The 25,693-nt window shown below is 67.9% G+C and carries 19 protein-coding genes; 14 read left to right on the top strand and 5 right to left on the bottom strand.

What is annotated here, in order from left to right; genetic code table 11:
* Positions 1 to 28: 28 nt before the first annotated feature.
* Both ACQCSU_RS02115 and ACQCSU_RS02110 read right to left on the bottom strand, forming a co-directional pair.
* Positions 29 to 553: a GNAT family N-acetyltransferase gene (locus ACQCSU_RS02115; RefSeq protein ID WP_426977994.1), complete on the bottom strand. Its 525-nt coding sequence runs from the start codon at positions 551 to 553 to the stop codon at positions 29 to 31.
* Positions 537 to 1,235: an IMPACT family protein gene (locus ACQCSU_RS02110; RefSeq protein WP_426977993.1), complete on the bottom strand. Its 699-nt coding sequence runs from the start codon at positions 1,233 to 1,235 to the stop codon at positions 537 to 539. The genes ACQCSU_RS02115 and ACQCSU_RS02110 overlap by 17 nt, the downstream gene beginning before the upstream one ends.
* 22 nt (positions 1,236 to 1,257) lie before the next feature.
* Here ACQCSU_RS02110 and coaE point away from each other — a divergent pair, with 22 nt between their 5' ends.
* The 4 genes from coaE (at position 1,258) to ACQCSU_RS02090 (ending at position 7,246) form a co-directional block, all read left to right on the top strand.
* Positions 1,258 to 2,523, top strand: a complete 1,266-nt coding sequence (gene coaE, locus ACQCSU_RS02105; protein WP_426977992.1) for a dephospho-CoA kinase — start codon at positions 1,258 to 1,260, stop codon at positions 2,521 to 2,523.
* A 41-nt stretch (positions 2,524 to 2,564) separates the two neighbouring features.
* On the top strand, positions 2,565 to 4,646 hold the full coding sequence (gene uvrB / locus ACQCSU_RS02100) for an excinuclease ABC subunit UvrB (RefSeq protein ID WP_426977991.1): 2,082 nt from the start codon (positions 2,565 to 2,567) through the stop codon (positions 4,644 to 4,646).
* Between the two features lie 177 nt (positions 4,647 to 4,823).
* Positions 4,824 to 5,852 carry a TerC family protein gene (locus ACQCSU_RS02095; RefSeq protein ID WP_426977990.1) on the top strand — a complete coding sequence of 343 codons (1,029 nt, stop codon included), beginning with the start codon at positions 4,824 to 4,826 and terminating at the stop codon, positions 5,850 to 5,852.
* A 32-nt stretch (positions 5,853 to 5,884) separates the two neighbouring features.
* Complete coding sequence (locus ACQCSU_RS02090) at positions 5,885 to 7,246, top strand: MFS transporter (RefSeq protein ID WP_426979917.1); 1,362 nt, start codon at positions 5,885 to 5,887, stop codon at positions 7,244 to 7,246.
* 76 nt (positions 7,247 to 7,322) lie between these two features.
* Here ACQCSU_RS02090 and ACQCSU_RS02085 read toward each other — a convergent pair whose 3' ends face one another.
* The 3 genes from ACQCSU_RS02085 to ACQCSU_RS02075 all read right to left on the bottom strand — a co-directional run bounded on the left by ACQCSU_RS02085 (position 7,323) and on the right by ACQCSU_RS02075 (position 11,800).
* On the bottom strand, positions 7,323 to 8,678 hold the full coding sequence (locus ACQCSU_RS02085; protein ID WP_426979916.1) for an alpha/beta fold hydrolase: 1,356 nt from the start codon (positions 8,676 to 8,678) through the stop codon (positions 7,323 to 7,325).
* Between the two features lie 61 nt (positions 8,679 to 8,739).
* A complete protein-coding gene (locus tag ACQCSU_RS02080; RefSeq protein WP_426977988.1) occupies positions 8,740 to 9,240 on the bottom strand; it encodes an N-acetyltransferase family protein in 501 nt (166 codons plus the stop codon).
* Positions 9,241 to 9,253: 13 nt separating this feature from the next.
* On the bottom strand, positions 9,254 to 11,800 hold the full coding sequence (locus ACQCSU_RS02075; protein WP_426977986.1) for a DEAD/DEAH box helicase: 2,547 nt from the start codon (positions 11,798 to 11,800) through the stop codon (positions 9,254 to 9,256).
* A 148-nt stretch (positions 11,801 to 11,948) separates the two neighbouring features.
* Between ACQCSU_RS02075 and ACQCSU_RS02070 the strand changes: the two genes are divergently transcribed.
* From ACQCSU_RS02070 to ACQCSU_RS02025, 10 genes are all read left to right on the top strand, one after another.
* A complete protein-coding gene (locus ACQCSU_RS02070) occupies positions 11,949 to 12,728 on the top strand; it encodes a trans-aconitate 2-methyltransferase (protein WP_426977984.1) in 780 nt (259 codons plus the stop codon).
* A 164-nt stretch (positions 12,729 to 12,892) separates the two neighbouring features.
* Complete coding sequence (locus ACQCSU_RS02065; RefSeq protein WP_426979915.1) at positions 12,893 to 14,647, top strand: ABC transporter ATP-binding protein; 1,755 nt, start codon at positions 12,893 to 12,895, stop codon at positions 14,645 to 14,647.
* Between the two features lie 197 nt (positions 14,648 to 14,844).
* Complete coding sequence (locus tag ACQCSU_RS02060; protein WP_426979914.1) at positions 14,845 to 16,638, top strand: ABC transporter ATP-binding protein; 1,794 nt, start codon at positions 14,845 to 14,847, stop codon at positions 16,636 to 16,638.
* On the top strand, positions 16,635 to 17,027 hold the full coding sequence (locus ACQCSU_RS02055) for a GntR family transcriptional regulator (protein WP_426977982.1): 393 nt from the start codon (positions 16,635 to 16,637) through the stop codon (positions 17,025 to 17,027). The genes ACQCSU_RS02060 and ACQCSU_RS02055 overlap by 4 nt, the downstream gene beginning before the upstream one ends.
* A gap of 158 nt (positions 17,028 to 17,185) precedes the next feature.
* Positions 17,186 to 20,086 (top strand): excinuclease ABC subunit UvrA, encoded by a 2,901-nt coding sequence (uvrA, locus tag ACQCSU_RS02050; RefSeq protein WP_426979913.1) that lies wholly within the window; start codon positions 17,186 to 17,188, stop codon positions 20,084 to 20,086.
* Positions 20,087 to 20,163: 77 nt separating this feature from the next.
* Positions 20,164 to 20,895, top strand: coding sequence for an HAD hydrolase-like protein (locus ACQCSU_RS02045; protein ID WP_426977980.1), 732 nt, complete (start codon positions 20,164 to 20,166; stop codon positions 20,893 to 20,895).
* Complete coding sequence (locus ACQCSU_RS02040; protein WP_426977978.1) at positions 20,882 to 21,550, top strand: lysophospholipid acyltransferase family protein; 669 nt, start codon at positions 20,882 to 20,884, stop codon at positions 21,548 to 21,550. Before ACQCSU_RS02045 ends, ACQCSU_RS02040 begins: the two co-directional genes overlap by 14 nt.
* A gap of 42 nt (positions 21,551 to 21,592) precedes the next feature.
* Positions 21,593 to 23,614, top strand: a complete 2,022-nt coding sequence (gene uvrC, locus ACQCSU_RS02035) for an excinuclease ABC subunit UvrC (protein WP_426977976.1) — start codon at positions 21,593 to 21,595, stop codon at positions 23,612 to 23,614.
* A gap of 126 nt (positions 23,615 to 23,740) precedes the next feature.
* Positions 23,741 to 24,664 (top strand): RNase adapter RapZ, encoded by a 924-nt coding sequence (gene rapZ, locus ACQCSU_RS02030; RefSeq protein ID WP_426977974.1) that lies wholly within the window; start codon positions 23,741 to 23,743, stop codon positions 24,662 to 24,664.
* Entirely contained in the window at positions 24,664 to 25,683 is a 1,020-nt protein-coding gene (locus ACQCSU_RS02025; RefSeq protein ID WP_426977972.1) for a gluconeogenesis factor YvcK family protein, read from the top strand. The genes rapZ and ACQCSU_RS02025 overlap by 1 nt, the downstream gene beginning before the upstream one ends.
* Positions 25,684 to 25,693: the final 10 nt, after the last annotated feature.

The raw sequence follows: 25,693 nt of genomic DNA, 5'->3' as shown, positions 1-25,693 counted from the left end.
CATGTCCCGTGGGGGGGCGTGGTGGGGGTCAGCCCAGCAAGATGCGGGCCTTCACCGGAACAGCCGCTTCGCCGGAGGCATCCCCGGCCACCAGTTCGGCGCCCGCTGCTCGCAGGAGTGCCAGCGCACCGGCGTTGCCAGCCGTGGTATCTGCTTCCAGGGCCGTGGCTCCTGACGCCGCGGCCTGCGCCTTGACCAGCCGGAGTGCCTCGCTGCCGATTCCCCGGCCGCGGAAGCTCCGCGCCAGCCAAATCCCGGTTTCCAGCGTCCCGGGACCGGCCCGCCGGAGCCGGATGGACCCGGCGAGCTCGCCGTTGCAGCTGATCGCCCAGCTCTTCTGCCGCGCGGGACCGTCGAGCCCGGACGCCGCGTCATGGTGGTACTCGCGGAACCAGCTGATCCGTTCCGAGTTCCAGCCCTCGGCGCTGCCCAGCGGAGGCGTCACTTCGTCGGCGTCGGCATCCTGGATGGCGACGGTCAGGAGATGCTCCAGCACCTCCTCGCTGACATCCACAAGCGCCACGGCAACGGACAACTCAGCTGATGGGGACATCGGTCCACTCCGTTTCTCCGGGCAGCAGCACTGCTCTTCCGGCTGAGAGGGCGGCGAGCCGCTCACCGGCCTCGGCCAGCCCGGCCGGATCGTCCGGCAGGGCAAGCCTGAGAACAGTAGTCTGCGCCTCGTAGCTGGTTTCCGCCATGACGTAGCCCGCGGCGCGCAGCTCGTTTTCCAGCCGCCCGGCCGCCGTATGCGGCACCGGAACAGCGCAGATCCGCAGCCGGCGCCGCTGCACCCGCGGCGCCCGGTCCAAAGCAGACGACACCGATTCGGAGTAGGCCCGCACCAGCCCGCCGGCGCCGAGCAGGATCCCGCCGAAATAACGGACGACGACGGCGGTCGTGTCGCTGAGATCGGTCACACCGGGGGCGGTCTCCCGTTTCAGCAGTGCTTCGAGCATCGGGATGCCGGCCGTCCCGGAGGGTTCGCCGTCGTCATTGGATCGCTGCACGTCGCGGTCGGGACCGAGCACGAAGGCGGAGCAATGGTGCCGCGCGTCGTGGAATTCCCGGCGCAGCCCGGCGAGCACGGACCGGGCGCTGTCCTCGTCGGCGGTGCGGTGCAGCACGGTGATGAACCGGGACCGCTTGACGTCGATCTCGTGGCGGAACTCCGGTCCGGCCAGAGTGGTGTACGCCGTGGCCCTGCTCTCCGGGGACACCGCATCATCTGCCACCCGATCAGTTTAGTCTGGAGGGGTGCTGAAGATCGGGTTGACGGGCGGCATCGCCTCAGGGAAGTCAGTGGTCGCCTCGCGCCTGCGCGAACTCGGCGCGGTGCTGGTCGACGCCGACGCCCTGGCGCGGGAGGTGGTGGAGCCGGGGACTCCCGGGCTCGCGCAGGTCGTCGATGCCTTCAGCGCTGCGATCCTGACACCCGACGGAGGCCTGGACCGCGCCCGGTTGGGCGTCCTGGTGTTCGGCAACCCGGAACGCCTTGGCGTCCTGAACGGCATCATCCATCCCCTCGTCCGGGAGTGTGCCGCCGCGCTGGTGGCAGCCGCCCCGCGGGGCGCCGTCGTGGTCCAGGACATCCCGCTCCTCGTCGAAACCGGGCAGGGCGCAAACTTCCACCTGGTCGTGGTGGTGGACGCCCCGGACGCCGTCCGCGTCCAGCGGATGATCGAACACCGGAAAATGACCGCCGAGGACGCCGCGTCCAGGATGGCCGCCCAGGCCACGCGTGAGGAACGCCTCGCCGCGGCCGACGTCGTCCTGGACAACTCCGGGTCAAAGGAAGAAGCCCGGGATGCGGTGGATCTCCTCTGGCGGCACCGGCTCGCGCCATTCGCGGAAAACCTGGCCAAACACCGCATTGCCCCGCGCACCGGCGGCCCGGTGCTCAACCCCGCGAATCCCGCGTGGCCGGCCCAGGCCAGCCGGCTGATTGCCCGTCTGCAGGCGGCGGCGCCGCAGGACATCCTGTCCGTCGAACACATCGGCTCCACGGCAGTTCCCGGCCTCGACGCCAAAGACGTGATCGACCTGCAGCTCAGTGTCACGGACCTGGCGACGGCGGACCGGCTCGAGCCGCTGCTGGCCGCGGCAGGGTTCCCGCGCTGGCCCGGCATCGTCACGGACAACCCCAAGCCCTCGCACCCGGACCCCGTCGACTGGGACAAGCGCCTGCACGGCAACGCGGACCCCGGCCGCGCCGTGAACCTCCACGTCCGTTCCGCCGGGTCACCGGGCTGGCGGTACGCGCTGTGCTTCCGGGACTGGCTGCGCGACGACGCCGCAGCCCGCACGGACTACCTCGCCGAAAAACGGCGGGTGGCACGGCGGCACGGCGTGGACAAATCCACCGCGGGCTACGCCGCCGACAAGGAGGCGTGGTTCACCGACTACGCCGCGCCGCAGATGGAAGAGTGGGTGAGCCGCAGCGGTTGGCAGCCGCCGTCGTACGCCGCCGATCAGGCGGGCGGCAGCGCGCAGGATGCCGCCCCCGGTACGGCCCAAAGCTGAAACAAGGAGTTCCTGTCGGTGGCCGGCGGTAGATTAGATGCATGAGTCTTGCCCAGGAAATCAACCGCGTCGTGGCCCCCTTCGAGGTCATCAGCGACTTCCAGCCTGCCGGCGACCAGCCCGCCGCGATCGCGGAACTGACCGAACGCATCAAGAACGGCGAGAAGGACGTGGTGCTGCTCGGCGCCACCGGTACCGGTAAAAGCGCGACGACGGCGTGGCTGATCGAGCAGGTCCAGCGGCCCACCCTGGTGATGGTCCAGAACAAGACCCTCGCCGCGCAACTCGCCAACGAATTCCGCGAACTGCTTCCGAACAATGCGGTGGAGTACTTCGTCTCCTACTACGACTATTACCAGCCCGAGGCCTACGTGCCCCAGACGGACACCTTCATCGAGAAGGACTCATCCGTGAATGAGGAAGTGGAACGGCTCCGCCACTCCGCAACGAACGCGCTGCTGACCCGCCGCGACGTGATTGTGGTGGCCACCGTCTCCTGCATCTACGGCCTGGGCACGCCGGAAGAATACATCGCCGGCATGGTCACGCTCCGCAAGGGTGCGGAAATGAACAGGGACGATCTCCTCCGGAAGTTCGTCGCCATGCAGTACACCCGCAACGACATGGACTTCCACCGCGGCACGTTCCGCGTCCGCGGCGACACCGTGGAAATCATCCCGATGTACGAGGAGCTGGCGATTAAGATCGAGTTCTTCGGGGACGAGATCGAGAACATCTACACCCTTCACCCGCTCACCGGGGAGATACTCCGGGATGAGAACGAGATGTACGTCTTCCCCGCCTCGCACTACGTGGCCGGTCCGGAACGCATGGGCCGGGCGATCACGAAAATCGAGGACGAACTCGCCGAGCGGCTCCAGGTCCTCGAAAGCCAGAACAAGCTCGTGGAGGCGCAGCGGCTCCGGATGCGCACCACCTATGACCTCGAAATGATGCAGCAGATGGGCTTCTGCAACGGCATCGAGAACTACTCCCGGCACATCGACGGCCGCGCCGGCGGCACGGCGCCGCACTGCCTCATCGACTACTTCCCGGACGACTTCCTCCTGGTGATTGATGAATCCCACGTCACCGTGCCGCAGATCGGCGCCATGTATGAGGGCGACATGTCCCGCAAACGCACGCTCGTGGACCACGGCTTCCGGCTGCCCTCGGCGACGGACAACCGCCCGCTGAAGTGGGACGAGTTCCTCGAGCGGGTGGGCCAGACGGTCTACCTCTCGGCGACGCCGGGCAAGTACGAGCTCGGCAAGTCCGACGGTTTCGTCCAGCAGATCATCCGTCCCACCGGCCTGATCGACCCCGAGGTGATCGTCAAGCCGACCAGGGGCCAGATCGATGACCTGCTTGGCGAGATCCGGACCCGTACCGAGAAGAACGAACGCGTCCTGGTCACCACCTTGACCAAGCGGATGGCCGAGGACCTCACCGACTATCTGCTGGGCCACGGCGTCAAGGTGGAGTATCTGCACTCGGACGTCGACACCCTGCGCCGGGTGGAACTGCTCCGCGAACTCCGGATGGGCGTCTTCGACGTGCTCGTGGGCATCAACCTGCTCCGCGAAGGCCTTGACCTGCCGGAGGTGTCCCTCGTCAGCATCCTCGACGCGGACAAGGAAGGCTTCCTGCGCTCGGCGACCTCGCTGATCCAGACCATCGGCCGTGCCGCCCGAAACGTCTCCGGCGAGGTCCACATGTACGCGGACCGGATTACGGACTCGATGGCCAAGGCCATCGACGAGACCAACCGGCGCCGCGAAATCCAGGTGGCATACAACACCGAAAAGGGGATCGACCCGCAGCCGCTGCGGAAGAAGATCGCCGACATCACGGACCAGATTGCCAAGGAGGACGCGGACACCCGCGAACTGCTGGCCAGCGCGGGCAAGGCGCGCGGCAAGGGCAAGGGCGCTGCGAAGGTCCGGGCGGACGGGCTTGCCGCCGCGCCGGCCGAGGACCTCGTGGGCCTGATCGAACAGCTCACGGAGCAGATGCACGCCGCGGCCGGGGAACTGCAGTTCGAGCTCGCGGCCCGGCTCCGCGACGAGGTGGGCGAGCTGAAGAAGGAACTGCGCCAGATGCAGTCCGCCGGGCACGCCTAGGGTAAAGTTGTTCGAACGTAGGGGAGTATCCCAAGCGCTACGATCGTCAACACGCACGGCACAGATGCCTTGCCGGGCGTAGCGGGCAGCCAGGCAGTACCAGGTACGTAGTACCGGACATTCAGGGCGGTCGGAGAGACTTACACCGCACAGTCACACCCTGCGAAAGGTATCTTCGTGCCCGAACTTCCCCTTTGGTTTGAGATCGGCTCCTTTGTCGTTCTCGGCATCATCCTCGCCATCGACCTGCTGCTGGTCCTGAAGCGCCCGCACGAGCCCTCCATGAAGGAGGCCGGACTGTGGGTTTCCTTCTACGTGGCCCTCGCCCTGGTCTTCGCCGGCGCCATGTTCGCCTTCACCGGCCCGGAGTACGGCGGGCAGTTCCTCGCCGGCTGGGTGACGGAATACAGCCTCAGCATCGACAACCTGTTCGTGTTCATCATCATCATGGCGCGCTTCTCGGTACCGCGTAAGTACCAGCAGGAAGTCCTCATGGTGGGCATCATCATCGCGCTCATCCTCCGCGGCATCTTCATCATGCTCGGCGCCATCGTGATCGAACAGTTCAGCTGGGTCTTCTACATCTTCGGTGCCTTCCTGCTCTGGACCGCCTGGAAGCAGGCCCAGGACGAGGGCGAGGACGAGGAAGACAAGGAAAACCCGCTGATCGCCCGGATCCGCAAGATCCTGCCGATGTCCGAGAAGTTCGACGGCGGCAAGCTGCGCACCGACGTGAACGGCAAGAAGGTCTTCACCCCGATGCTGATCGTCTTCGTGACCATCGGCATGACGGACCTGCTCTTCGCCGTCGACTCCATCCCGGCCATCTTCGGCCTCACCCAGAGCGCCTTCATCGTCTTCACCGCGAACATCTTCGCCCTGATGGGACTGCGGCAGCTGTACTTCCTGCTCGGCGGCCTGATGAACCGGCTCGTCTACCTGAAGCACGCGCTGTCCGTGATTCTCGCCTTCATCGGCGTCAAGCTGGTCCTGCATGCAATGCACGTCAACGAACTGCCCTTCATCAACGGCGGCCAGCACATCGAGTGGGCTCCCGAGATCCCCACCTACGTTTCCCTCGGGGTGATCATCGGCACCATCATTGTCGCCGTCATCGCCAGCCTGGCCAGCTCCAGGGCATCGAAGGCCAAGCTCGACGTCAGGCTCGAAGAGGACTCCCGCAAGAGCCTCAGCGACGTCGAGTAGTCCCCTGGTCCGGCTAAGCTCGGACTGTGAAAATGATTGAAGCAGCAGCACCCGGCGGTACGGCGCTGGATCCCCAACGGGTCCAGCGCCGTACCGTTTCCGTGTTGAGCGCAGCCCAGCTCCTCAGCGGCGTGGGCAGCGGTGCCAGCCTCTCCGTCGGGTCCCTGCTCGCCGTGCAGCTTTCCGGCTCCAACGCCTGGGCCGGTTCGGTGACGACGGCCGTGACGCTTGCTGCCGCCGTCGCAGCTCTCCCTCTGGCCGGGCTGGCAGGCCGCCGGGGCCGTCGGGCCGCCCTCGTGACCGGGCAGCTGGCCGCGATGGCCGGGTCCCTGCTCATCATCCTCGCGACCGTGACCGGAGCCTTTCCGGTGCTGCTGCTCGGGGCCGCCCTGCTCGGGTTGGGGACCGCCGCCAACCTCCAGGCCCGCTTCGCCGCCGTCGACCTGGCCGACGCCGGGCACCGCGGCCGCTCCCTCGCCATCGTCGTGTGGTCGGTCACCATCGGTGCCGTCGCCGGGCCCAACCTGATCCGTCCGGGAGCTGTTGTAGGGGAGGCGCTGGGGTTGCCGGCCCTGGCCGGTCCGTTCGTGTTTTCGACCGGCGGCCTGGCCCTCGCAGCCCTGCTGCTGGTGGTCGGCCTGCGGCCGGATCCGCTGCTGCTGGCCGCCCGGATCAGGGCTGCCGGAGCCGTGCCGGCCGCGAAGGGAACCACGGGAGTCCGACGGCGGCACGCCCTCCGCAACGGCCTGCGGGCGGTCGGGGCGTCGCCGCGAGCCCGTCTGGCCCTGCTGGCCATTGTGTCCGCGCACGGCTGCATGGTCGCTGTCATGTCGATGACTCCGCTGCATCTCCAGCTGCTGAGCGAAGGGTCCCTGGCCGGCATGCCGGCCGGCCATGCCCATGCCGCCAGCACCGATGTCCTGGTCCTGATCGGCTTCACCATCTCGCTGCACATCGCCGGCATGTTCGCGCTGTCCCCGGTGATGGGCTGGCTCACGGACAAGGCGGGGCGCCGGCCCGTGATCATCCTGGGGCACGGGCTGATCCTGCTCGCGGTCTGTGTTGCCGGCTTCGGGCAGCAGCAGCCCGTTCTGGTGACCGCGGGCCTCGTCCTGCTGGGACTCGGCTGGTCCGCGGCCACCATCGCCGCTTCCACTCTGCTCGCCGAAAGCGTCGGCGCCGAGGACCGGGTCCTGGTCCAGGGTGTGGCCGACACCCTGATGGGAGCTGCCGGCGCAGTCGGTGCGGGGTTCTCCGGAGTCGTGATGAGCGGTGTGGGCTATCAGGGCCTCAACCTGGCAGCCGCAGCCCTCGCCACGGCCGTGTTGGCCGTCGCCGTCCCTGCCGTGGTCCGGAGCCGCAGCACCTCACACGCAGCCGCCCAGGCCGGCTAGCTGTATTACCCACGGAGGTTAGTGACGTGGCCAGCTGAAACCCCGGCCGGGCAGCGGCCATACCCGTGCGGCCGGGTCAGTCCCGGACGGAGCGGGTCATGCCCAGCAGCCGGGCGAAGATCCCTTCGCCGTCGTCCGCGATGCCGTCGTGGTGGAAGTCCGCGGACTCCCAGACCTGCAGGCCGCGGACCGCGGCCGCGGTCTCTAGTGACAGTTCCCGGTCCACGTAGATGTCGTCGCGGTAGACGGCGGCGGCCACGGGAACGCTGTTGAGGGCCAGCCGGTCCGGATCGTAGAGCGGCGCCCAGTCGGCCTTCTCCGCCAGCAGCTGCGCCACGTTCCGCAGCGGGCGGAGGGCCGGATCCTGCTCGAAGTACCAGGGGTAGACCATCTCCCCGGTCAGCAGCGGCTCCGGGACGTCCGGGCGGAACCCCGGAAACTCCTGGAGGACGCGCCAGGCAGCCCAGCCGGTGGCCTCGCCCTGCCCGTAGATGGACTCGTGCATCAGGGCGTACAGCGGGTTGACGGACCGGGACACGAGGCTGCGGACCTGTTCGAGGAAAGGATCGGAGAGCCGGCCGCCGTCGGCTGTGCTGACAAAGGCGTCCTCCAGCAGGTGGTGCAGGGCGTCCACGCGGGTGTTCCCGCCCAGGAACGAGCCCACCATCTGGAAGCGCTCCACCGTCAGCCGTTCGCCGTCGGGCAGGAATTCCTCGGTGTCCCTCAAATGCTTGGCGATCCTGTTGACCGTGTTCCGGTCGCCGGGGTACCAGCTGAAGTATTCGGTGTTCCGGGCGGCGACGCGCTGGAACGTGGCCCGGTACACCCGGTCCGCGGGGCCCGCCAGCGGAGCCAGCCCGCCCGTAATGAGGGCTTCGCGCAGGCCCTCGGGGGCGAAGGAGAGGTAACTGAGCGCACAGAAGCCGCCGTAGCTCTGGCCGTAGATGGTCCAGGGATCCGAGCCCAGGGCGTGCCGGATGGCCTCGGCGTCGGCGACGATGGAGTCCGCCCGGAAGTGCGACAGGTACTCCGCCTGGTCCGCGTCGCTGCCGCGCAGCGGCAGCGTGTTGCGGTCGACGGCGGAGGACAGCCCGGTGCCGCGCTGGTCCAGCATGAGGATGCGGAAATCCTTGGCAGCCGCCTTGCTCCAGCCGCCGAGGGACGGGAGACGGTTGCCGCGCCCGCCGGGACCCCCCTGCAGGTACAGCAGCCAGGGCAGCTCTGCCGCCGTTTCCGCACTGTGCTCTTCCGAGACGTACTCGCGGGCGAACACGGTAATCGTCTCGCCGCGGCTCTGTCCCGTCCCGTCGCCGCGGAAATGGTCCAGGGGCACCTCGAAATAGTGTTCCGCGGTGCGCAGGCCGCGGTACTCGTGCCGTGCCTTGACGGTGTGGTGGACGGTGCCCCCGGCTTCCGCAGCTGCCTCGAGCAGATCGGCTGCGGCCTGACCTGCCGCCGGCAGGCCTGCCACCGGCAGGTCAGCCAGGGGGCGGTCAGCCACGGGTGTGGGCCTGGCGTGCGGTGCCGAAGGCTTCGAGCGCGTCGCCGGTGAGCCGGAAAGTGGACCATTCCTCCATCGGGGCGGCGCCGAGGTTCTTGTAGAAGTCAATGGAAGGCTCGTTCCAGTCCAGGACACTCCACTCGACGCGCGCGTAACCGCGTTCGACGGCGGTCGCGGCCAGGTGCTGCAGGAGCGCCTTGCCGTGGCCGGCACCCCGGGCCTCGGGCATAACGTACAGGTCCTCGAGGTAGATCCCGTGGACGCCTTCCCAGGTGGAGTAGTTCAGGAACCAGAGCGCGAAGCCCTGGACGCAGCCGGATTCGTTCTCGGCCATCGTGGCGAAGACCCGCGGGTTTGCGCCGAACAGCACGTCGGCGAGCATCTCCTGGGTGTTCCGGACGGCATCGGGTTCCTTTTCGTAGATGGCCAGATCATGGATCATCTGCAGGATTGCGGGGACATCGTTCGCGGTCGCGGGCCGGATTACACTCATTATTCGAGTTTACCTACAGCCGGTTGGCGTTGGTCACCCGCACGACGGCGGTGCCGGTCTCGTCGGAGGCCGCGAGGTCCACCTCGGCCGAGATGCCCCAGTCGTGGTTGCCGGCCGGGTCCTCGAAGATCTGCCGGACCTTCCACGTGCCGGGTTCCTCGGTGATGATCAGCAGCCCGGGGCCCCGGGCGTCGGGGCCGGTGCCGATGTCGTCGTGTTCGTCGAAGTAGTCGTCCAGGGCGTCTTCCCAGCGTTCGGCGTCCCAGCCGGATCCGCCGTCGAGCTCGCCGAGGGCGGTGGCCGCCTCATCCGCGAACAGTTCCACGCGGCGGAACATCTCATTGCGCACCATCACCCGGAAGGCCCGGACGTTGGACGTCAGCGAGGGCGGCGGGGGCGGCGGAGCGTCGTGCGGCGTCGGCGCCTTGCCGGAGGTGAGCTCCTCCCATTCGTCGAGCAGGCTCGAGTCCACCTGGCGGACCAGTTCGCCGAGCCAGGCGATGAGGTCCTCGAGGTCCTCGCGCAGGGCGTCCTGCGGGACGGTCTGGCGCAGCGCCTTGAAGCCGTCGGCGAGGTAGCGCAGCACGATGCCTTCGGAACGGGCCAGGCCGTAGAACTGGACGAACTCGCCGAAGTTCATGGCCCGTTCGTACATGTCCCGGACGATTGACTTGGGCGCGAGCTCGAAGTCGCCGATCCACGGGGCGGCCTTGCGGTAGACGTCGAACGCCTCGCCGAGGATTTCAGCCAGCGGCTGCGGGTACGTGACGTCCTCGAGCATGGCCATGCGCTGGTCGTAGTCGATGCCGTCGGCCTTCATCGCCGCGATCGCCTCGCCGCGGGCCTTCTTCTGCTGGGCAGAGAGGATCTGCCGCGGCTTCTCCAGGGTGGATTCGATCACGGACACCACATCCAGGGCGTACGACGGCGACTCCGGGTCCAGCAGGTCCAGCGCCGCGAGGGCGAAGGGGGACAACGGCTGGTTCAGGGCGAAGTTGGCCTGGAGATGGACCGTCAGCCGGACGGTGCGGCCGTCCCGTCCCTGCTCCTCGGGCGGGATCCGCTCCACGACGCCGGCTGCCAGCAGCTCGCGGTAGATGCCGAGGGCCTTCTTCATGAGCTGCAGCTGGGAGGAGCGCGGCTCGTGGTTCTCGGTGAGCAGCCGGCGGGCGGCCTTGAACGGGTCCCCCGGCCGTTCCATCAGGTTCATCAGCATCGCATGGGTCACGGTGAAGCTGGACGTGAGCGGGTCCGGGACGGACTCCACGAGGCGTTTGTAGGTGGGCTCGCCCCAGGACACAAAACCCTCGGGCGGCTTCTTCTTGACCACCTGGCGCAGCTTCTTCTGGTCGTCGCCGAACTTTGCCGTGGCTTTCGCCATCGCCTTGACGTTTTCGGTGACGTGCTCGGGGGCCTGCACGACGACGGTCCCGGCCGTGTCGTAGCCGGCCCGTCCGGCCCGGCCGGCGATCTGGTGGAACTCGCGGGAGTTCAGCAGCCGGGTGCGGACGCCGTCGTACTTGCTCAGGGCGGTCAGCAGCACCGTGCGGATCGGCACGTTGATGCCGACGCCGAGGGTGTCCGTGCCGCAGATGACCTTGAGCAGCCCGGCCTGGGCCAGCTGTTCCACGAGCCGGCGGTACTTCGGCAGCATCCCGGCGTGGTGGACGCCGATACCGTGGCGGACCAGCCGGTTCAGGGTCTTGCCGAAGCCGGCGGCGAAGCGGAAGCCGGCGATCAGCTCAGCGATCCTGTCCTTCTCCTCGCGGGTGCAGACGTTGATGCTCATCAGGTTCTGCGCCCGGTCGATGGCCTCCACCTGGCTGAAGTGCACCACGTAGACGGGCACCTGCTTGGTGGCGAGGAGCTCTTCGAGGGTCTCGTGGACGGGCGTCTGCTCGTAGTAGTAGTGCAGCGGGATGGGGCGTTCGACGGAACTGACAGTCGTCGTCGGACGCCCGGTCAGTTCGCTGATGCCCTCCTCGAACCGGCTGACGTCGCCGAGGGTCGCGGACATCAGCAGGAACTGGGCCTGGGGGAGTTCCAGCAGAGGAACCTGCCACGCCCAGCCGCGCTGCGGGTCGGAGTAGAAGTGGAACTCGTCCATGACGACGGAGCCCAGGTCCGCGGCAGCACCTTCCCGCAAAGCCGTGTTGGCCAGGATCTCGGCGGTGCAGCAGATAATCGGGGCGTCCTGGTTCACGCCCGAGTCGCCGGTGATCATGCCCACGTTTTCCGCGCCGAAGATCTCGCACAAGGCAAAGAACTTCTCGGACACGAGGGCCTTGATCGGGGCGGTGTAATAGCTGCGCTGCCCCCGGGCCACGGCCTGGAAATGCGCGGCGATGGCAACGAGGGACTTTCCGGAACCCGTGGGGGTCGCCAGGATCACGTTGGAGCCGGCGGCCAGTTCCATGATGGCCTCGTCCTGGGCGGTGTACAGGGCCAGTCCGCGGCTTTCGGTCCACTCGACGAACCGCGTGTACAGCTCGTCCGGATCCAGTCCGGTCCTGCCTGGGACTCGGGCGGCCGGGGCGGGGAGCTGATCAACAAGTTTCATTACTCCCCAGCTTAGTGGGCCGGACCCTGAGGGGGGGACCTGCCGGAGGGCTCGGCAGCCGGCCGGCAGGGCGCGCGCCTCCTTGGTCCCGCCCCCGGCCGGGGTTACGCTTCGGAAGTCGCATCCGTGCCGGTGACTGGAGGAAATAATGAAATGGGATCCCGTCAAGTACGTGCAGTTCGGGGACTACCGTGACAGGCCCTACTTTGACCTGACGTCCCGGATCCACGCGGACGATCCCCAGCTGGTGGTGGACCTCGGCTGCGGCCCCGGGAACCTCACCGCCACGCTCGCGGAGCGCTGGCCCGGCGCCAGGGTGGTGGGCCTGGATTCCTCCGAGGAGATGCTGGCGAAAGCAGAGGCCTACGCGGACAAGTTCGCCAATCTCTCCTTCGGCCTGGCCGACATCGCCGCCTGGATGCCCTCTGAACAGACGGACGTTGTGGTCACCAACGCTGCCCTGCAGTGGGTTCCCGGCCACCGCGAGCTGCTGCCGCGCTGGCTCGCAGCCCTCAGGCCCGGGGCGTGGTTCGCCCTGCAGGTGCCCGGAAACTTCAACTCGCCCTCCCACACCCTGATGCGTGGACTGGCGGAGTCCGGGGCCTGGGCCGGCCGGCTCAGCGGTGTGCTCCGCCATGACGACGTCGTCGGCGACGCCGCCGAATACCTCGACATCATGCTCGACGCCGGCTGCGACGCCGATGCCTGGGAAACCACGTACCTGCAGCTGCTCCCGGGCAAAAACCCGGTGCTGGAGTGGGTCCGGGGCACCGGGCTCCGGCCTGTGCTGGCCGCACTGTCCGCCGGGGAGGCCGGCGAATTTGAGAGCGAATATTCCGCACGGCTGGCTGAGGCGTACCCGTCCGGCGCGCACGGGACGGTCTTCCCGTTCCGCCGGATATTTGCCGTGGCCCGCAAACGGGAATGAGCGGCGCCGGGGGCTTCCGGACCCCCGTCTCCGGACCCGGAAGAGTATACAAAAGAGCACTCTGCGGCCGGGCCTACAATGACGAAGCGGCTCGGGGCGGCCGCCACACTGATTCTGGATCGGGGCCCTGATCCAGGGATGGAGGTTCGGTGCTAATTGGCCTGATGGGGCGCCTGCTGTCCGCCCATAAGGTGACCGTGCTGGCCATCGTTCTCCTCCAACTGGTGCAGTCCACCGCCAACCTGCTTCTGCCCACCCTCAACGCCGCCATCATCGACGACGGGATTGTCGGCGGCAATACGGCGGAAATCCTGGACCTCGGTGTCTGGATGGCCGTGATCGCCGCAGTCCAGGTCGTGGCGGCGATCATCGCCGGCTACCTGGGCGCCGTCGTGGCCATGGACGTGGGCCGGCAGCTGCGCGAAGAGCTCTTCGCCAAGGTCCAGTCCTTGTCCTCCCAGGAGGTGGCCGCGTTCGGCGCCGCCAGCCTGGTCACGCGGGCCACCAACGACGTGGCCCAGATCCAGAACCTGGCCGTCCTGGTGTTCACCATGCTGGTCGCCGCCCCCGCCATCTTCCTCGGCGGGATTGCCCTGGCCGTCCACCAGGACCTGGCCCTGTCAGGCATCGTTATCGCCGTGGTGCCGCTGCTCGCCGTCATCATGGCCATGATCGTGCGGCGCCTCGTTCCGCTGTACCGGGAGGGCCAGGGGCTGATCGACCGGATCAGCCGGGTACTGCGTGAGCAGATCATCGGCGCCAACGTGATCCGTGGCTTCGTCCGGCAGGGTCACGAGATCCGGCGGTTCAACGGCGCGAACAAGGACCTCACCCGGAACAACCTGCGCTCAGCACTGCTCGTCGCCGGGATGATGCCGATGATCATGCTCGTGGTCAATCTGTCCTCGGTCGGCGTCGTCTGGTTCGGCGGGCACCGGATCCACGCCGGCGAGATGCGGCTGGGAGCACTGACGGCGTTCATCGCCTACATCCTGCAGATCCTGATCGCCATCATGATGGCCATGTACGTCTTCATGACGGCTCCGCGCGCGGCTGCCTGCGCGGAACGGATCCAGGCGGTTCTGGATACGGTTCCGGCCATCGCGGACGGGCCCGGTGTGGCGGACGGTTCAGGTGCGGTGGACGGTTCCGCTGCGGACGGCCACGGCCCGGCGGACAACACCGTGGAGTTCCGCGACGTCGAGTTCGCCTACCCGGGCGCCGAAGCGCCGGTCCTCGCCGGCATCAGCTTCAAGGCAACGCCCGGCACCACGACGGCCATCATCGGCGCCACCGGCAGCGGCAAAAGCACGCTGCTGAACCTGCTGCCGCGCTTCCTGAACACCACTGCCGGGAACATCACGATCGGGGGCCACGCGGTCCGTTCCCTGCCGCTGGACGTGCTCCGCGGTCTCATCGCCCTGGTGCCACAACACTCCTACCTGTTTTCCGGGACGCTCGCAGACAATCTGAGGATGGGGTCCCCCGCGGCCACCGATGAGGAACTCTGGGCGGTGCTCACAACGGCCCAGGCCGCGGGCTTCGTCCGCCAGCTGCCGCACGGACTGCAGTCCCCGGTGAGCCAGGGCGGCACGAACTTCTCCGGCGGCCAGCGGCAGCGGCTCTGCATTGCCCGCGCACTGCTCCGGCGTGCCCCCGTCTACCTCTTCGACGACAGCTTCTCGGCCCTGGACTATGGCACCGATTACCGGCTGCGGGAGGCCATGAAACCGCTGCTGCGCTCTGCAACGGTGCTGATCGTGGCCGAGCGGGTGGCCACGATCGTGGACGCCGGGCTGATCCTGGTGCTGGAAGACGGCCGGATCGTGGCGCAGGGCACCCACCAGGAACTGATGGACGCCTCACCGAGCTACCAGGAGATCGCAGCCTCGCAGCTTGTGCTGGAGGAGACTCCGTGAGCCGCAAACCTGGCCTCGAAGACGAGGACGAAGACAAGGCCGAGGCCTGCGATGCCCCCGTATCCCCGAAGGATTCCCCGGCCTCCACGGACGGCGGCGCCCGGCCGGCCGGCCCGACGGCGGCACCCGGGGCCACCCTGTCCGGCCGCCGGGCCATTGGCCGGCTGCTCGGATTGCTCCGGCCGTCGAAGTGGCGGATGACCGGCGTCATCGCGGCCACCTGCGCCTTCGTGATCCTCAATGTGGCGGCCCCCAAGGCACTGGGGGACGCCACCGACGTCGTGGTTGACGGCGTCTTGCGGGGCACCTTCAACGTGGGGAAGCTGGCGGCGCTGCTCACGGCTGTCTCCCTCATGTACCTGGGTGCCTCGGTCTTCAGCTGGATCCAGGGCGCCCTGGCCGCCACGGCCGTCCAGCGTCTGGGCTTTGATCTCCGCTCCTCCGTCGAGGAGAAACTGCACGTGCTGCCGTCCAGCCACTTCGACGAACAGCACCGGGGTGAAGTCCTGAGCCGCGCCACCAACGACGTCGACAACATCTCGCAGGCCCTGAACCAACTGCTGAACCAGTTGATCATGTCCCTGCTGATGCTCTCCGGGGCACTGGCCATGATGCTGTGGATCTCGCCGGTCCTGGCGGTGATCGCGCTGGTGTCCGTGCCCGTTTCGGCCCTGATCACCGTCCTGGTAGCCCGGAAGTCGCAGGCCTACTTCACCGAGCAGTGGGGGAGCACCGGCGAGCTGCACGCACAGCTGGAGGAGTTTTTCACCGGGCACGAGGTGATCAAGGCCTTCGGCTGGCAGGAAGCCTCGGCGGCCAGCTTCAGGGAGAGCAACGGGAAACTCAGCCGTGCCAGTGCCCGCGCCCAGTACGTGTCTGGCGTGGTGCAGCCGCTGATGGTCTTCGTTTCGAACCTCAACTACGTCGCCGTCGCCGTGGTGGGGGCCCTCCAGGTCACGGCGGGCGCCATGACGATCGGCGGCATCCAGGCCTTCATCCAGTTCAGCCGCCTCTTCAGCCAGCCGATGGGCCAGATCGGCGGGATGCTGACCCTCATGCAGTCCTGCCTGGCTTCGGCTGAGCGGGTCTTTGCCCTGCTGGACGCCCCGGAGATTTCCCCCGACCAGGCGGCCAGGGCGGGGGATCCGGCGAAGGCGTGGGCGGGGAAGTCGCCGGCCAAGGCCGGGGCGGGGAAGTCACCGGCCGGCGGGACGACGCCAGTGGCCGAAGGCCGCATCGCCTTCGAACACGTCAGCTTCAGCTACAGCCCCGGATCCCCCGTGGTCCAGGATCTGTCCTTTGCCGTGGAGCCGGGGCAGACGGTGGCGATCGTGGGCCACACCGGCGCCGGCAAAACCACAGTGGTGAACCTCCTGATGCGGTTCTACGAACTGGACTCCGGCCGGATCACCGTCGACGGCATGGACATCGCGGAGATGCCCCGGGACGAGCTGCGCTCCGCCTTCGGCACCGTGCTGCAGGACGCGTGGCTGTTCACGGGCAGCATCCGGGAGAACATCGAATACGGCAGGCCCGGCGCCAGCGAGGACGACATCGTCGCCGCGGCGCAGGCCAGCCACGTGGACCAGTTCGTCCGCTCGCTGCCGGACGGCTACGCCACCGTGCTCGGCGACGACGGCGACTCGCTCAGCAGGGGGCAGCGCCAGCTTGTCTCGATCGCGAGGGCGCAACTGGCAGGCCGCAGCATCCTGGTCCTGGACGAGGCCACGAGCTCGGTGGACAGCCGCACGGAGGTGCAAATCCGCCAGGCGATGCAGCGCCTCCGTCACGGCCGGACCAGCTTCGTGATTGCCCACCGCTTGTCCACAGTCCGGGACGCTGATCTAATTCTCGTCATGGACCACGGACGGATCGTTGAACACGGGACCCATCAGCAGCTGATGGCCAGGGGCGCGCTTTACACGGATCTCTACCAGGCCCAGTTCGCCGGCCGCGAACAGCGGCGCGGCCTGAGGAAGCCGGAACAGTGAGCCAGACCGAGAACGTGGCGGACCGATTCCCCGGCACCTGGAAGCCCAACCAGGCCAGCTCGGTGCCGCTGTTCGAACAGCTCCGGCTCAACGTCATCGAACGGGCGGACAACGGCACCCTGGCACCGGGAACCCGGCTGCCGGCCGTCCGCAGCCTCGCCGCCGAACTGGGCGTAGCCCCCCACACCGTGGCGCGGGCCTACAAGGAACTCGAGGCCGCCGGCGTCGTGATCACGCGGGGCCGGAACGGGACGGTGGTCTGCGCCCGCGACGAGGCCTGGGGCTCGCTCTCCGCCGCCGCCGCCGACTTCGCCGCCGCTGCGAAGGCCCAGGGCGCCAGCTTTGCCGCAGCCGTTCAACTGCTCGCCGCCGCGTACGACCGCGAATAGCACACCGCTAGCACACCGGCGCTGATTCTCCGGCCTGGGACACAGCTGGGAATAGATATTCGAAGAAGTTTTCGATTAGCATTGGTAGCGTGCCTAAAGCCGTAGCTGAAGATCCAGCCGTTGATTCCCAGACCTCCGTTCCGATGGGCTCCGTTCCGATGGGCTCCGCAAAACAGGGCCGCGCGGTCGAATCCCGCCCCGAGGTGAAGCGTCCGGACATGTCCCGGCTCGTCGTCAAGGGCGCGCGCGAACACAACCTGCGCAACGTGGACCTCGACCTGCCGCGGGACTCCATGATCGTCTTCACCGGGCTCTCCGGCTCCGGTAAATCGTCCCTCGCCTTCGACACGATCTTCGCCGAGGGCCAGCGCCGCTATGTCGAGTCGCTCTCCGCCTACGCCCGGCAGTTCCTGGGACAGGTGGACAAGCCCGACGTCGACTTCATCGAAGGCCTCTCGCCCGCGGTGTCGATCGACCAGAAGTCCACCAGCAAGAACCCCCGCTCCACCGTGGGCACCATCACCGAGATTTACGACTACATGCGCCTCCTGTGGGCCCGCGTGGGCCGCCCGTATTGCCCTGTCTGCGGGGAGCCTGTCACGAAGCAGACCCCTCAACAGATCGTGGACCAGCTGCTGGAACTGCCGGAGGGCACCCGCTTCCAGGTCCTGGCCCCCGTGGTCCGCGGCCGCAAGGGTGAATTCGTCGAGCTGTTCAAGGAGCTCACGGCCAAGGGTTACTCACGCGCCCGGGTCGACGACAAGCTGATCCAGCTGAGCGATCCGCCCAAGCTCGGCAAGCAGTTCAAGCACACCATCGAGGTTGTGGTGGACCGTCTGGTGGTCAAGGAAGGCATCAGCCAGCGCCTCACCGACTCGGTGGAAACCGCGCTCGGGCTGGCCGAGGGCCGGATCCTGGCCGAATTCGTCGACCTCGACGAGGACGACCCGGAGCGGGTCAGGGCGTTTTCCGAACACCTCGCCTGCCCCAACGAGCACCCCCTCGCGATTGACGAGATCGAGCCGCGCTCCTTCTCGTTCAACAACCCCTTCGGCGCCTGCTCCGCCTGCAGCGGCATCGGCACAAAGCTGGAAGTCGATGAGGAACTCATCATCCCGAACGGGGAACTCTCCCTGGCGGAGGGGGCCATCGCGCCCTGGTCGCTCGGGACGGCGACCTCGGAATACTGGGGCCGGCTGCTCGGCGGACTCGCCCAGGAACTCGGCTTCTCGATGAAGACGCCGTGGGACAAGCTCTCCGAGGACACCCGCCAGACCGTGCTGCACGGTAAGGACCACAAGGTCGTGGTGCAGTACCGCAACCGCTTCGGCCGGGAACGCAAGTACAGCACCGGCTTCGAAGGCGTCATCCAGTACGTGCACCGCAAACACCTCGAAACCGACTCGGACACGGCCCGGGACCGCTACGAGGAATACATGCGGCAGATCCCGTGCCCGGCCTGCAACGGCGCCCGGCTGAACCCGGCGTCGCTGTCCGTGCTGATCAACCGCAAGAACATCGCCGAGGTCGCAGCGCTGCCGATGCGCGAATGCGCGCACTTCCTGGACAACCTCGTGCTGACGGACCGCGAAGCCCAGATCGGGCACCAGGTCCTGAAGGAAATCCAGGCCCGGCTGACCTTCCTCCTCGACGTCGGCCTGGAATACCTGAACCTGGAGCGGCCCTCCGGCACGCTGTCCGGCGGCGAGGCCCAGCGCATCCGGCTCGCCACCCAGATCGGTTCCGGCCTCGTGGGCGTGCTATACGTCCTGGACGAGCCGTCCATCGGGCTGCACCAGCGGGACAACCGCCGCCTCATCGAGACGCTCACCCGGCTGCGGGACCTCGGCAACACGCTGATCGTGGTGGAACACGACGAGGACACCATCCAGGAAGCCGACTGGGTGGTGGACATCGGACCTGGCGCCGGCGAACACGGCGGCATGGTGGTGCACTCCGGGTCCTACAAGGAACTGCTGGAAAACACGGAATCGCTCACCGGCGATTACCTCTCCGGCCGCAGACGGATCGAGATCCCGAAGAAGCGCCGCAAGTACGACAAGAAGCGGGAACTGAAGGTCATCGGCGCCAAGGAGAACAACCTCCTGAACGTGGATGCAACCTTCCCGCTGGGCCTCTTCACGGCCGTCACCGGCGTCAGCGGCTCCGGCAAATCGACCCTGGTCAACGAGATCCTCTACAAGGTGCTGGCCAACAAGCTGAACGGCGCGAAGCAGGTGGCCGGGCGGCACAAGTCCATCCAGGGCCTCGAGCACCTGGACAAGGTGGTGCACGTCGACCAGAGTCCCATCGGCCGCACGCCACGCTCCAACCCGGCGACCTATACGGGAGTCTTCGACAACATCCGCAAACTCTTCGCCGAGACCACCGAGGCCAAGGTCCGCGGCTACCAGCCGGGCCGGTTCTCCTTCAACGTCAAGGGCGGCCGCTGCGAGGCCTGCTCCGGTGACGGCACGCTGAAGATCGAAATGAACTTCCTGCCGGACGTCTACGTGCCTTGCGAGGTCTGCCACGGGGCCCGCTACAACCGGGAAACCCTGGAAGTCCACTACAAGGGCAAGACCATCGCCGATGTCCTGAACATGCCGATCGAGGAAGGCGCCGTGTTCTTCGCGGCGTTCTCGCCGATCGCCCGGCACCTCAGCACCCTCGTCGACGTCGGGCTCGGCTATGTCCGGCTGGGCCAGCCCGCCACCACGCTCTCCGGCGGCGAGGCCCAGCGCGTGAAGCTCGCGGCGGAACTGCAGAAGCGCTCCAACGGGCGCAGCATCTACGTGCTGGACGAACCCACCACGGGCCTGCACTTCGAGGACATCCGGAAGCTCCTCCTGGTGCTCCAGGGCCTCGTAGAGAAGGGCAACACCGTCATCACGATCGAGCACAACCTCGACGTCATCAAGAGCGCCGACTGGATCGTGGATCTCGGGCCCGACGGCGGGTCCGGCGGCGGCCGCATCATCGCCTCCGGCACGCCGGAGCAGGTGGCCAAGTCGACAGAGAGCCACACGGCGGCCTTCCTCGCCGACATCCTGGCCTGAGGCCGACAGGGGATAGATGTATTCCCTTCGGGGTATGCGAGTTTCTGGCATTCCGGCACTCGTGAGAAACTAGGCCGGTGACCCATTCAACAGTGCCCGTGATCTTTGACCTTGACGGCACTCTTGTCGATCCCGCCGGGGGGATATCGGACGGAATCGCGGCGGCCCTCACGGAACTCGGAATCGCCGTCCCCGGCAAGGCCCGGCTGGACGCGATGATCGGCCCGAAACTCAGCCACTCGCTCGTGGACATCGCGGGCGTCCCGCCGGAGCAACTGGAAGAGGCCATCCGGATCTACCGGGCACACTACCTTTCCACCGGGATCGCCCGGAGCCGGCTCTACCCCGGCATCCGGGCCCTGCTGGACTCCTTTGTCGACGCCGGGCGGCCGATCGCCGTCGCCACCCAGAAGCCCGAGCACCTGGCCCGCATCGTCCTGGAGCACCACGGCATCGCGGCCCTCTTCCACGTCATCCGCGGCTCGGCCGCCGACGAGGCAGGCGCCGCCACCGGACCGTCCGGGAAGGCCGGCATCGTTGCCGCCGCCCTGGCCGAGCTCCGCACGCCATACGCGGTCATGGTGGGGGACCGGGCCCAGGACGTGGCCGGCGCCGCCGCCAACGGCCTGGACTGCATCGGCGTCGCCTGGGGCTTTGCGCTCGACGGCGAACTGCGCGAGGCGGGCGCCGTCGAGATTGTGCACAGCACGTCAGCGCTGCATGACACCATTAGCAAGCTGGACTCCGTTCGCGCCGCCGCCCTGATGACTGAAGCCCTGAACGAGGTGCCCACCGATGGCAATGTTTGATGCAATCCGCTGGACCACGCGGGGACTTGTCACCTCGACCTGCCGGCCCACGGTCATCGGACTTGACAACGTGCCCAGGGAGGGCCCGTTCATCGTGGCGCCGAACCACCTCTCGTTCCTGGACAGCGTGATTGTCCAGGCCCTCATGCCGCGCCCCGTGGCGTTCTTCGCCAAGGCCGAGTACTTCACCACCGGCGGTGTCAAGGGCAAGGTCATGAAGTCCTTCTTCGAGGCCGTGGGCTCGATCCCGGTTGAGCGCGGCGAGCAGGCCGCCAGCGTGCAGGCGCTCAAGACGCTGCTGGCGATCCTGGACGAGGGCAAGGGCATCGGCATCTACCCCGAAGGGACCCGCTCCCGTGACGGCCTCCTGTACCGCGGCCGCACCGGCGTCGGCTGGCTCGCCCTGACCACAGGCGCCCCGGTGGTCCCGGTCGGCCTGATCGGCACCGAGAACCTGCAGCCGGCGGACAGCAAATCCGTCAAGCCGCAGCACTTCACCATGAAGGTCGGCGAGCCGCTCTACTTCGATAAGACCGGACCGGACCATTCGCTGCCGGCACGCCGCCAGGTCACGGACCGCATCATGGACGCGATTGCGGAGCTCAGCGGCCAGGAGCGCTCCACGAGCTACAACCAGAGCAAAGTCGCGGAGTAGCCGCCGTCCCCGGCACCCCCGGTGCCTCAGTAGACTTGAAGTGTGGCAGATCCAGCGAGTTACCGACCCCAGACGGGTGAGATCCCGAGCAATCCGGGCGTGTACCGCTTCCGCGACCCGCACGGCCGGGTCATCTACGTCGGCAAAGCCAAGAACCTCCGTTCCCGGCTGAATTCCTACTTTGCCAACCCCGCCGGACTGCTGCCGAAGACGCATGCGATGGTCCACGCGGCCAGCAGCGTCGAATGGACCGTCGTCGGGAGCGAGCTCGAATCCCTCCAGCTGGAATACACGTGGATCAAGGAATTCACGCCGCGTTTCAACGTCATGTTCCGGGATGACAAGAGCTACCCGTACCTCGCGGTCACCATGGGGGAGAAGTACCCCCGCGTCCAGGTGCTGCGCGGCGAACGCAAGAAAGGCACCCGTTACTTTGGCCCGTTCACCGCCGGGGCCATCCGGGACACCCTGGACACCCTGCTGCGCGTCTTCCCCGTCCGCAGCTGCAGCCCCGGTGTCTTGAAGCGGGCCGAGGCCAGCGGCAGGCCGTGCCTGCTCGGCTACATCGACAAGTGCGCGGCCCCCTGTGTGGGCCGCATCTCGGCCGAGGACCACCGCGCCCTGGCCGAGGACCTCTGCACCTTCATGGGCGGCGAAGCCAAACCCTTCGTCGCGAGGCTGGAAAAGGAAATGGCCGCCGCCGTCGCCGAACTGGACTACGAGCGTGCCGCCCGCCTCCGGGACGACATCGTGGCACTCAAGAAGGTCTTCGAGCGCAACGCCGTGGTGCTGGCGGAGGGCACGGACGCCGACATCTTCGCCCTGCACGAGGACGAGCTCGAAGCCGCCGTGCAGGTGTTCCATGTCCGCGGCGGCCGGATCCGCGGCCAGCGCGGCTGGGTCGTGGAAAAGGTCGAGGACTCCACCACCCCGGACCTGGTCGAGCATCTCCTCCAGCAGGTGTACGGGGACGAAGCCGGCAGCCAGGGCCGGCTGCCCCGCGAGGTCCTGGTCCCGGCGGAACCCAGCAACGCCGCGCAGCTCGCGGAGTGGCTCAGCGGACTGCGCGGGGCGAGGGTGGACGTCCGCGTCCCGCAGCGCGGCGACAAAGCCGCCCTCATGTCCACCGTCCGGGAGAACGCCGAACACGCACTGAAGCTCCACAAGTCCCGGCGCGCCGGCGACCTGACCATGAGGTCCCAGGCACTCCAGGAGCTGCAGGAGGCCCTGGACCTGCCCGTGGCGCTGATGCGGATCGAATGCTTCGACATCTCGCACGTCCAGGGCACCAATGTGGTCGGTTCCATGGTGGTGGTCGAGGACGGTCTGCCGAAGAAATCCGACTACCGGAAGTTCTCCGTCACCGGCGCCGCCGCGAATGACGACACGGCTGCCATGCATGACGTGCTGACCCGGCGGTTCCGGCATTATCTCCAGGAGAAGGCCGATCAGGCGGAGGCGGCCCGGATGACGGGCCACCAGCCGGGCCACCAGGCCGCCCTGGAGGCTGCCGTGGCGGTCGCGCTTGCGGACACCACGACACCGGCGCCGCGGACCAAGTTCGCCTACCCGCCGAACCTCGTGGTGGTCGACGGCGGCCAGCCCCAGGTCAACGCGGCGGCCCGAGCGCTGGCCGAACTTGGGGTCGAGGACGTGTACGTCGTCGGCCTGGCGAAGCGGCTCGAAGAGGTCTGGCTGCCGGACAGCGACTTCCCCGTGATCCTGCCGCGCGCCTCGGCCGGGCTGTACCTGCTGCAGCGCGTCCGCGACGAGGCACACCGCTTCGCGATCTCCTTCCACCGGCAGAAACGCGGCAAGGCCATGACCGTGTCCGCGCTCGACGGAGTGCCCGGCCTCGGCGACTCCAAGCGCAAGGTGCTTCTGGCGCAGTTCGGCTCGGTCAAGAGCATCAAGGCGGCGACGGCGGATGAACTCACGGTCGCAAAGGGGATCGGGCCGTCCCTGGCCGCGGCGATCGTGCGGCACTTCAACCCGGAGGACGGGTCCGAGGCCGCCACCGTACCCGCCATCAATATGACAACGGGGGAAATCCTCGAAACTTAGCTAGCCCCGGCAAACTTAGCTAGGGTAAGGACTTGGGAAACGGCACATTCGGTTGCAGCGAACGCCGCAGGGACGTGACAACAGACGTGACAACAAAGAACTGCGCAGCAGAACGGGGCTTCACAGATGGCAGAGTCAACGGCAGGATCCGGCACGGAGACGGACGGCATGACGCCGGTCAAACCCGTCGAGGCGGAACTGCTCGTGGTGACCGGGATGTCGGGTGCAGGCCGGAGCACAGCATCGGACGCGCTGGAGGACCACGGCTGGTACGTCGTGGAGAACCTTCCCCCGCAGATGCTCGGCACCCTGGCCGAACTCGTCTCCCATGCGCCCGGCTCCATTTCCAAGCTCGCCGTCGTGATGGATGTCCGCAGCAAGGATCTCTTCGCGGACATCCGCGCCGCCCTCCGCAACCTTGAGGCCAGCGGCGTCACCTTCCGCGTACTCTTCCTCGACGCGAACGACGACGTCCTGGTGCGCCGTTTCGAACAGGGCCGGCGGCCGCACCCGCTGCAGGGCGGCGGCAGGATCCTCGACGGGATCGCCGCCGAACGCGAGCTGCTGCACGAGCTCCGGACCTCCTCGGACATCGTGCTGGACACCTCGGCCCTGAACGTGCACGGACTGGCCACCGCGATCACGGAGCTGTTCAGCGAAACCGGCCCCGTCGCGCTGCGCCTGAACGTCATGAGCTTCGGTTTCAAGTACGGCCTTCCCGTGGACGCCAACTTCGTCGCGGATGCCCGCTTCATCCCCAACCCGCACTGGGTCCCGGCGCTGCGCCCGCACACCGGCCTGGATCAGGACGTGAGCGACTACGTGCTCGAGGCCCAGGGGGTCAGCAGCTTCGTCGAGCGCTACGTCCTGGCCCTGGAACCGGTCCTGGACGGCTACCGGCGAGAGAACAAGCACTACGCAACGATCGCCATCGGCTGCACCGGCGGGAAGCACCGCTCGGTCGCGGTCGCCGTCGAGCTCTCCCGCCGGCTCGCGCAGTATCCGCGCGTCACCGTGACCACGACGCACCGGGACCTGGGCCGAGAATAATGGCGCTGCTCACCGGGCCCCTGCCGCTCGTCCCGCCGGCCAGCGCCGCCTTCGCCAGCCAGCAGGACAAGGGCCCCTCTGTGGTGGCCCTCGGCGGCGGCCATGGCCTGTCCGCTTCGCTGTCCGCCCTGCGCCTGCTCACCTCCGAACTGACCGCCATCGTCACAGTGGCGGACGACGGCGGCTCCTCGGGGCGGCTGCGCGAGGAGTACGGCGTCCTCCCGCCCGGAGACCTCCGGATGGCACTGTCGGCGCTGTGCGACGACACCGACTGGGGCCGCACCTGGCGTGACGTCATGCAGCACCGCTTCGTGCCGGGCAAGGGCCGCGGCGGTTCGCTCGACGAACACGCCATGGGCAACCTGCTGATCGTGACTCTCTGGGAGCTCCTCGGCGATACGGTGGCCGGCCTCAAGTGGGCGGGTGCCCTGCTGGGCGCCCGCGGCGAGGTCCTGCCGATGTCGAGCGTGCCGCTCACCATCGAAGGCCAGGTCCGCGTCACCGCGCCGGACGGCACCTCGGTGTTGCAGACCCTCACCGGGCAGGCGAAATGCGCTGTGGCCGGGTCGCTGGAGCGGGTCCGCCTGCTGCCCGAGGACGCCCCGGCCTGCATCGAGGCCCTCACCGCCATTGAACTGGCGGACTGGGTGATCCTGGGCCCGGGGTCCTGGTACACCTCGGTGCTGCCGCACCTGCTGCTGCCGGAAATGCGGGAAGCGCTGTGCGACACCGCGGCCCGCCGCTGCCTCACCATGAACCTGGCCACGGACACCAAGGAAACCCTGGGGATGACCGCCGCCGACCACCTGCGCGTGCTGCGCCAGTACGCCCCGGAGTTCACGATCGACGTCGTCCTGGCCGATCCGGCGTCGGTCCCGGACCTCCGCGCGTTCGAACGGGCGGCCGGGATGCTGGGTGCCGAGGTGGTGTTGGGTAAAGTGGGGGCGTCGAGCCGCCGGCCGATCCACGACCCGCTGCGTCTGGCAACGGCGTACCACGACATTTTCGGGAACAGTTAGGAAAGGTGCC

The sequence above is a fragment of the Pseudarthrobacter sp. O4 genome, assembly GCF_050157025.1.
Classification (GTDB): domain Bacteria; phylum Actinomycetota; class Actinomycetes; order Actinomycetales; family Micrococcaceae; genus Arthrobacter.
Note: the sequence above shows the minus strand (reverse complement) of the source record. Positions and strands in the feature narration are given on the sequence as shown.

Bases quoted from the DNA above. Each gene is read 5' to 3' on its own strand.
- ACQCSU_RS02115 (WP_426977994.1), bottom strand. From the start codon at position 553: ATGTCCCCATCAGCTGAGTTGTCCGTTGCCGTGGCGCTTGTGGATGTC.
- uvrB (WP_426977991.1), top strand. From the start codon at position 2,565: ATGAGTCTTGCCCAGGAAATCAACCGCGTCGTGGCCCCCTTCGAGGTC.
- ACQCSU_RS02090 (WP_426979917.1), top strand. From the start codon at position 5,885: ATGATTGAAGCAGCAGCACCCGGCGGTACGGCGCTGGATCCCCAACGG.
- ACQCSU_RS02080 (WP_426977988.1), bottom strand. From the start codon at position 9,240: ATGAGTGTAATCCGGCCCGCGACCGCGAACGATGTCCCCGCAATCCTG.
- ACQCSU_RS02075 (WP_426977986.1), bottom strand. From the start codon at position 11,800: ATGAAACTTGTTGATCAGCTCCCCGCCCCGGCCGCCCGAGTCCCAGGC.
- ACQCSU_RS02070 (WP_426977984.1), top strand. From the start codon at position 11,949: ATGAAATGGGATCCCGTCAAGTACGTGCAGTTCGGGGACTACCGTGAC.
- ACQCSU_RS02065 (WP_426979915.1), top strand. From the start codon at position 12,893: ATGGGGCGCCTGCTGTCCGCCCATAAGGTGACCGTGCTGGCCATCGTT.
- ACQCSU_RS02060 (WP_426979914.1), top strand. From the start codon at position 14,845: ATGACCGGCGTCATCGCGGCCACCTGCGCCTTCGTGATCCTCAATGTG.
- uvrA (WP_426979913.1), top strand. From the start codon at position 17,186: ATGGGCTCCGCAAAACAGGGCCGCGCGGTCGAATCCCGCCCCGAGGTG.
- ACQCSU_RS02040 (WP_426977978.1), top strand. From the start codon at position 20,882: ATGGCAATGTTTGATGCAATCCGCTGGACCACGCGGGGACTTGTCACC.
- rapZ (WP_426977974.1), top strand. From the start codon at position 23,741: ATGGCAGAGTCAACGGCAGGATCCGGCACGGAGACGGACGGCATGACG.
- ACQCSU_RS02025 (WP_426977972.1), top strand. From the start codon at position 24,664: ATGGCGCTGCTCACCGGGCCCCTGCCGCTCGTCCCGCCGGCCAGCGCC.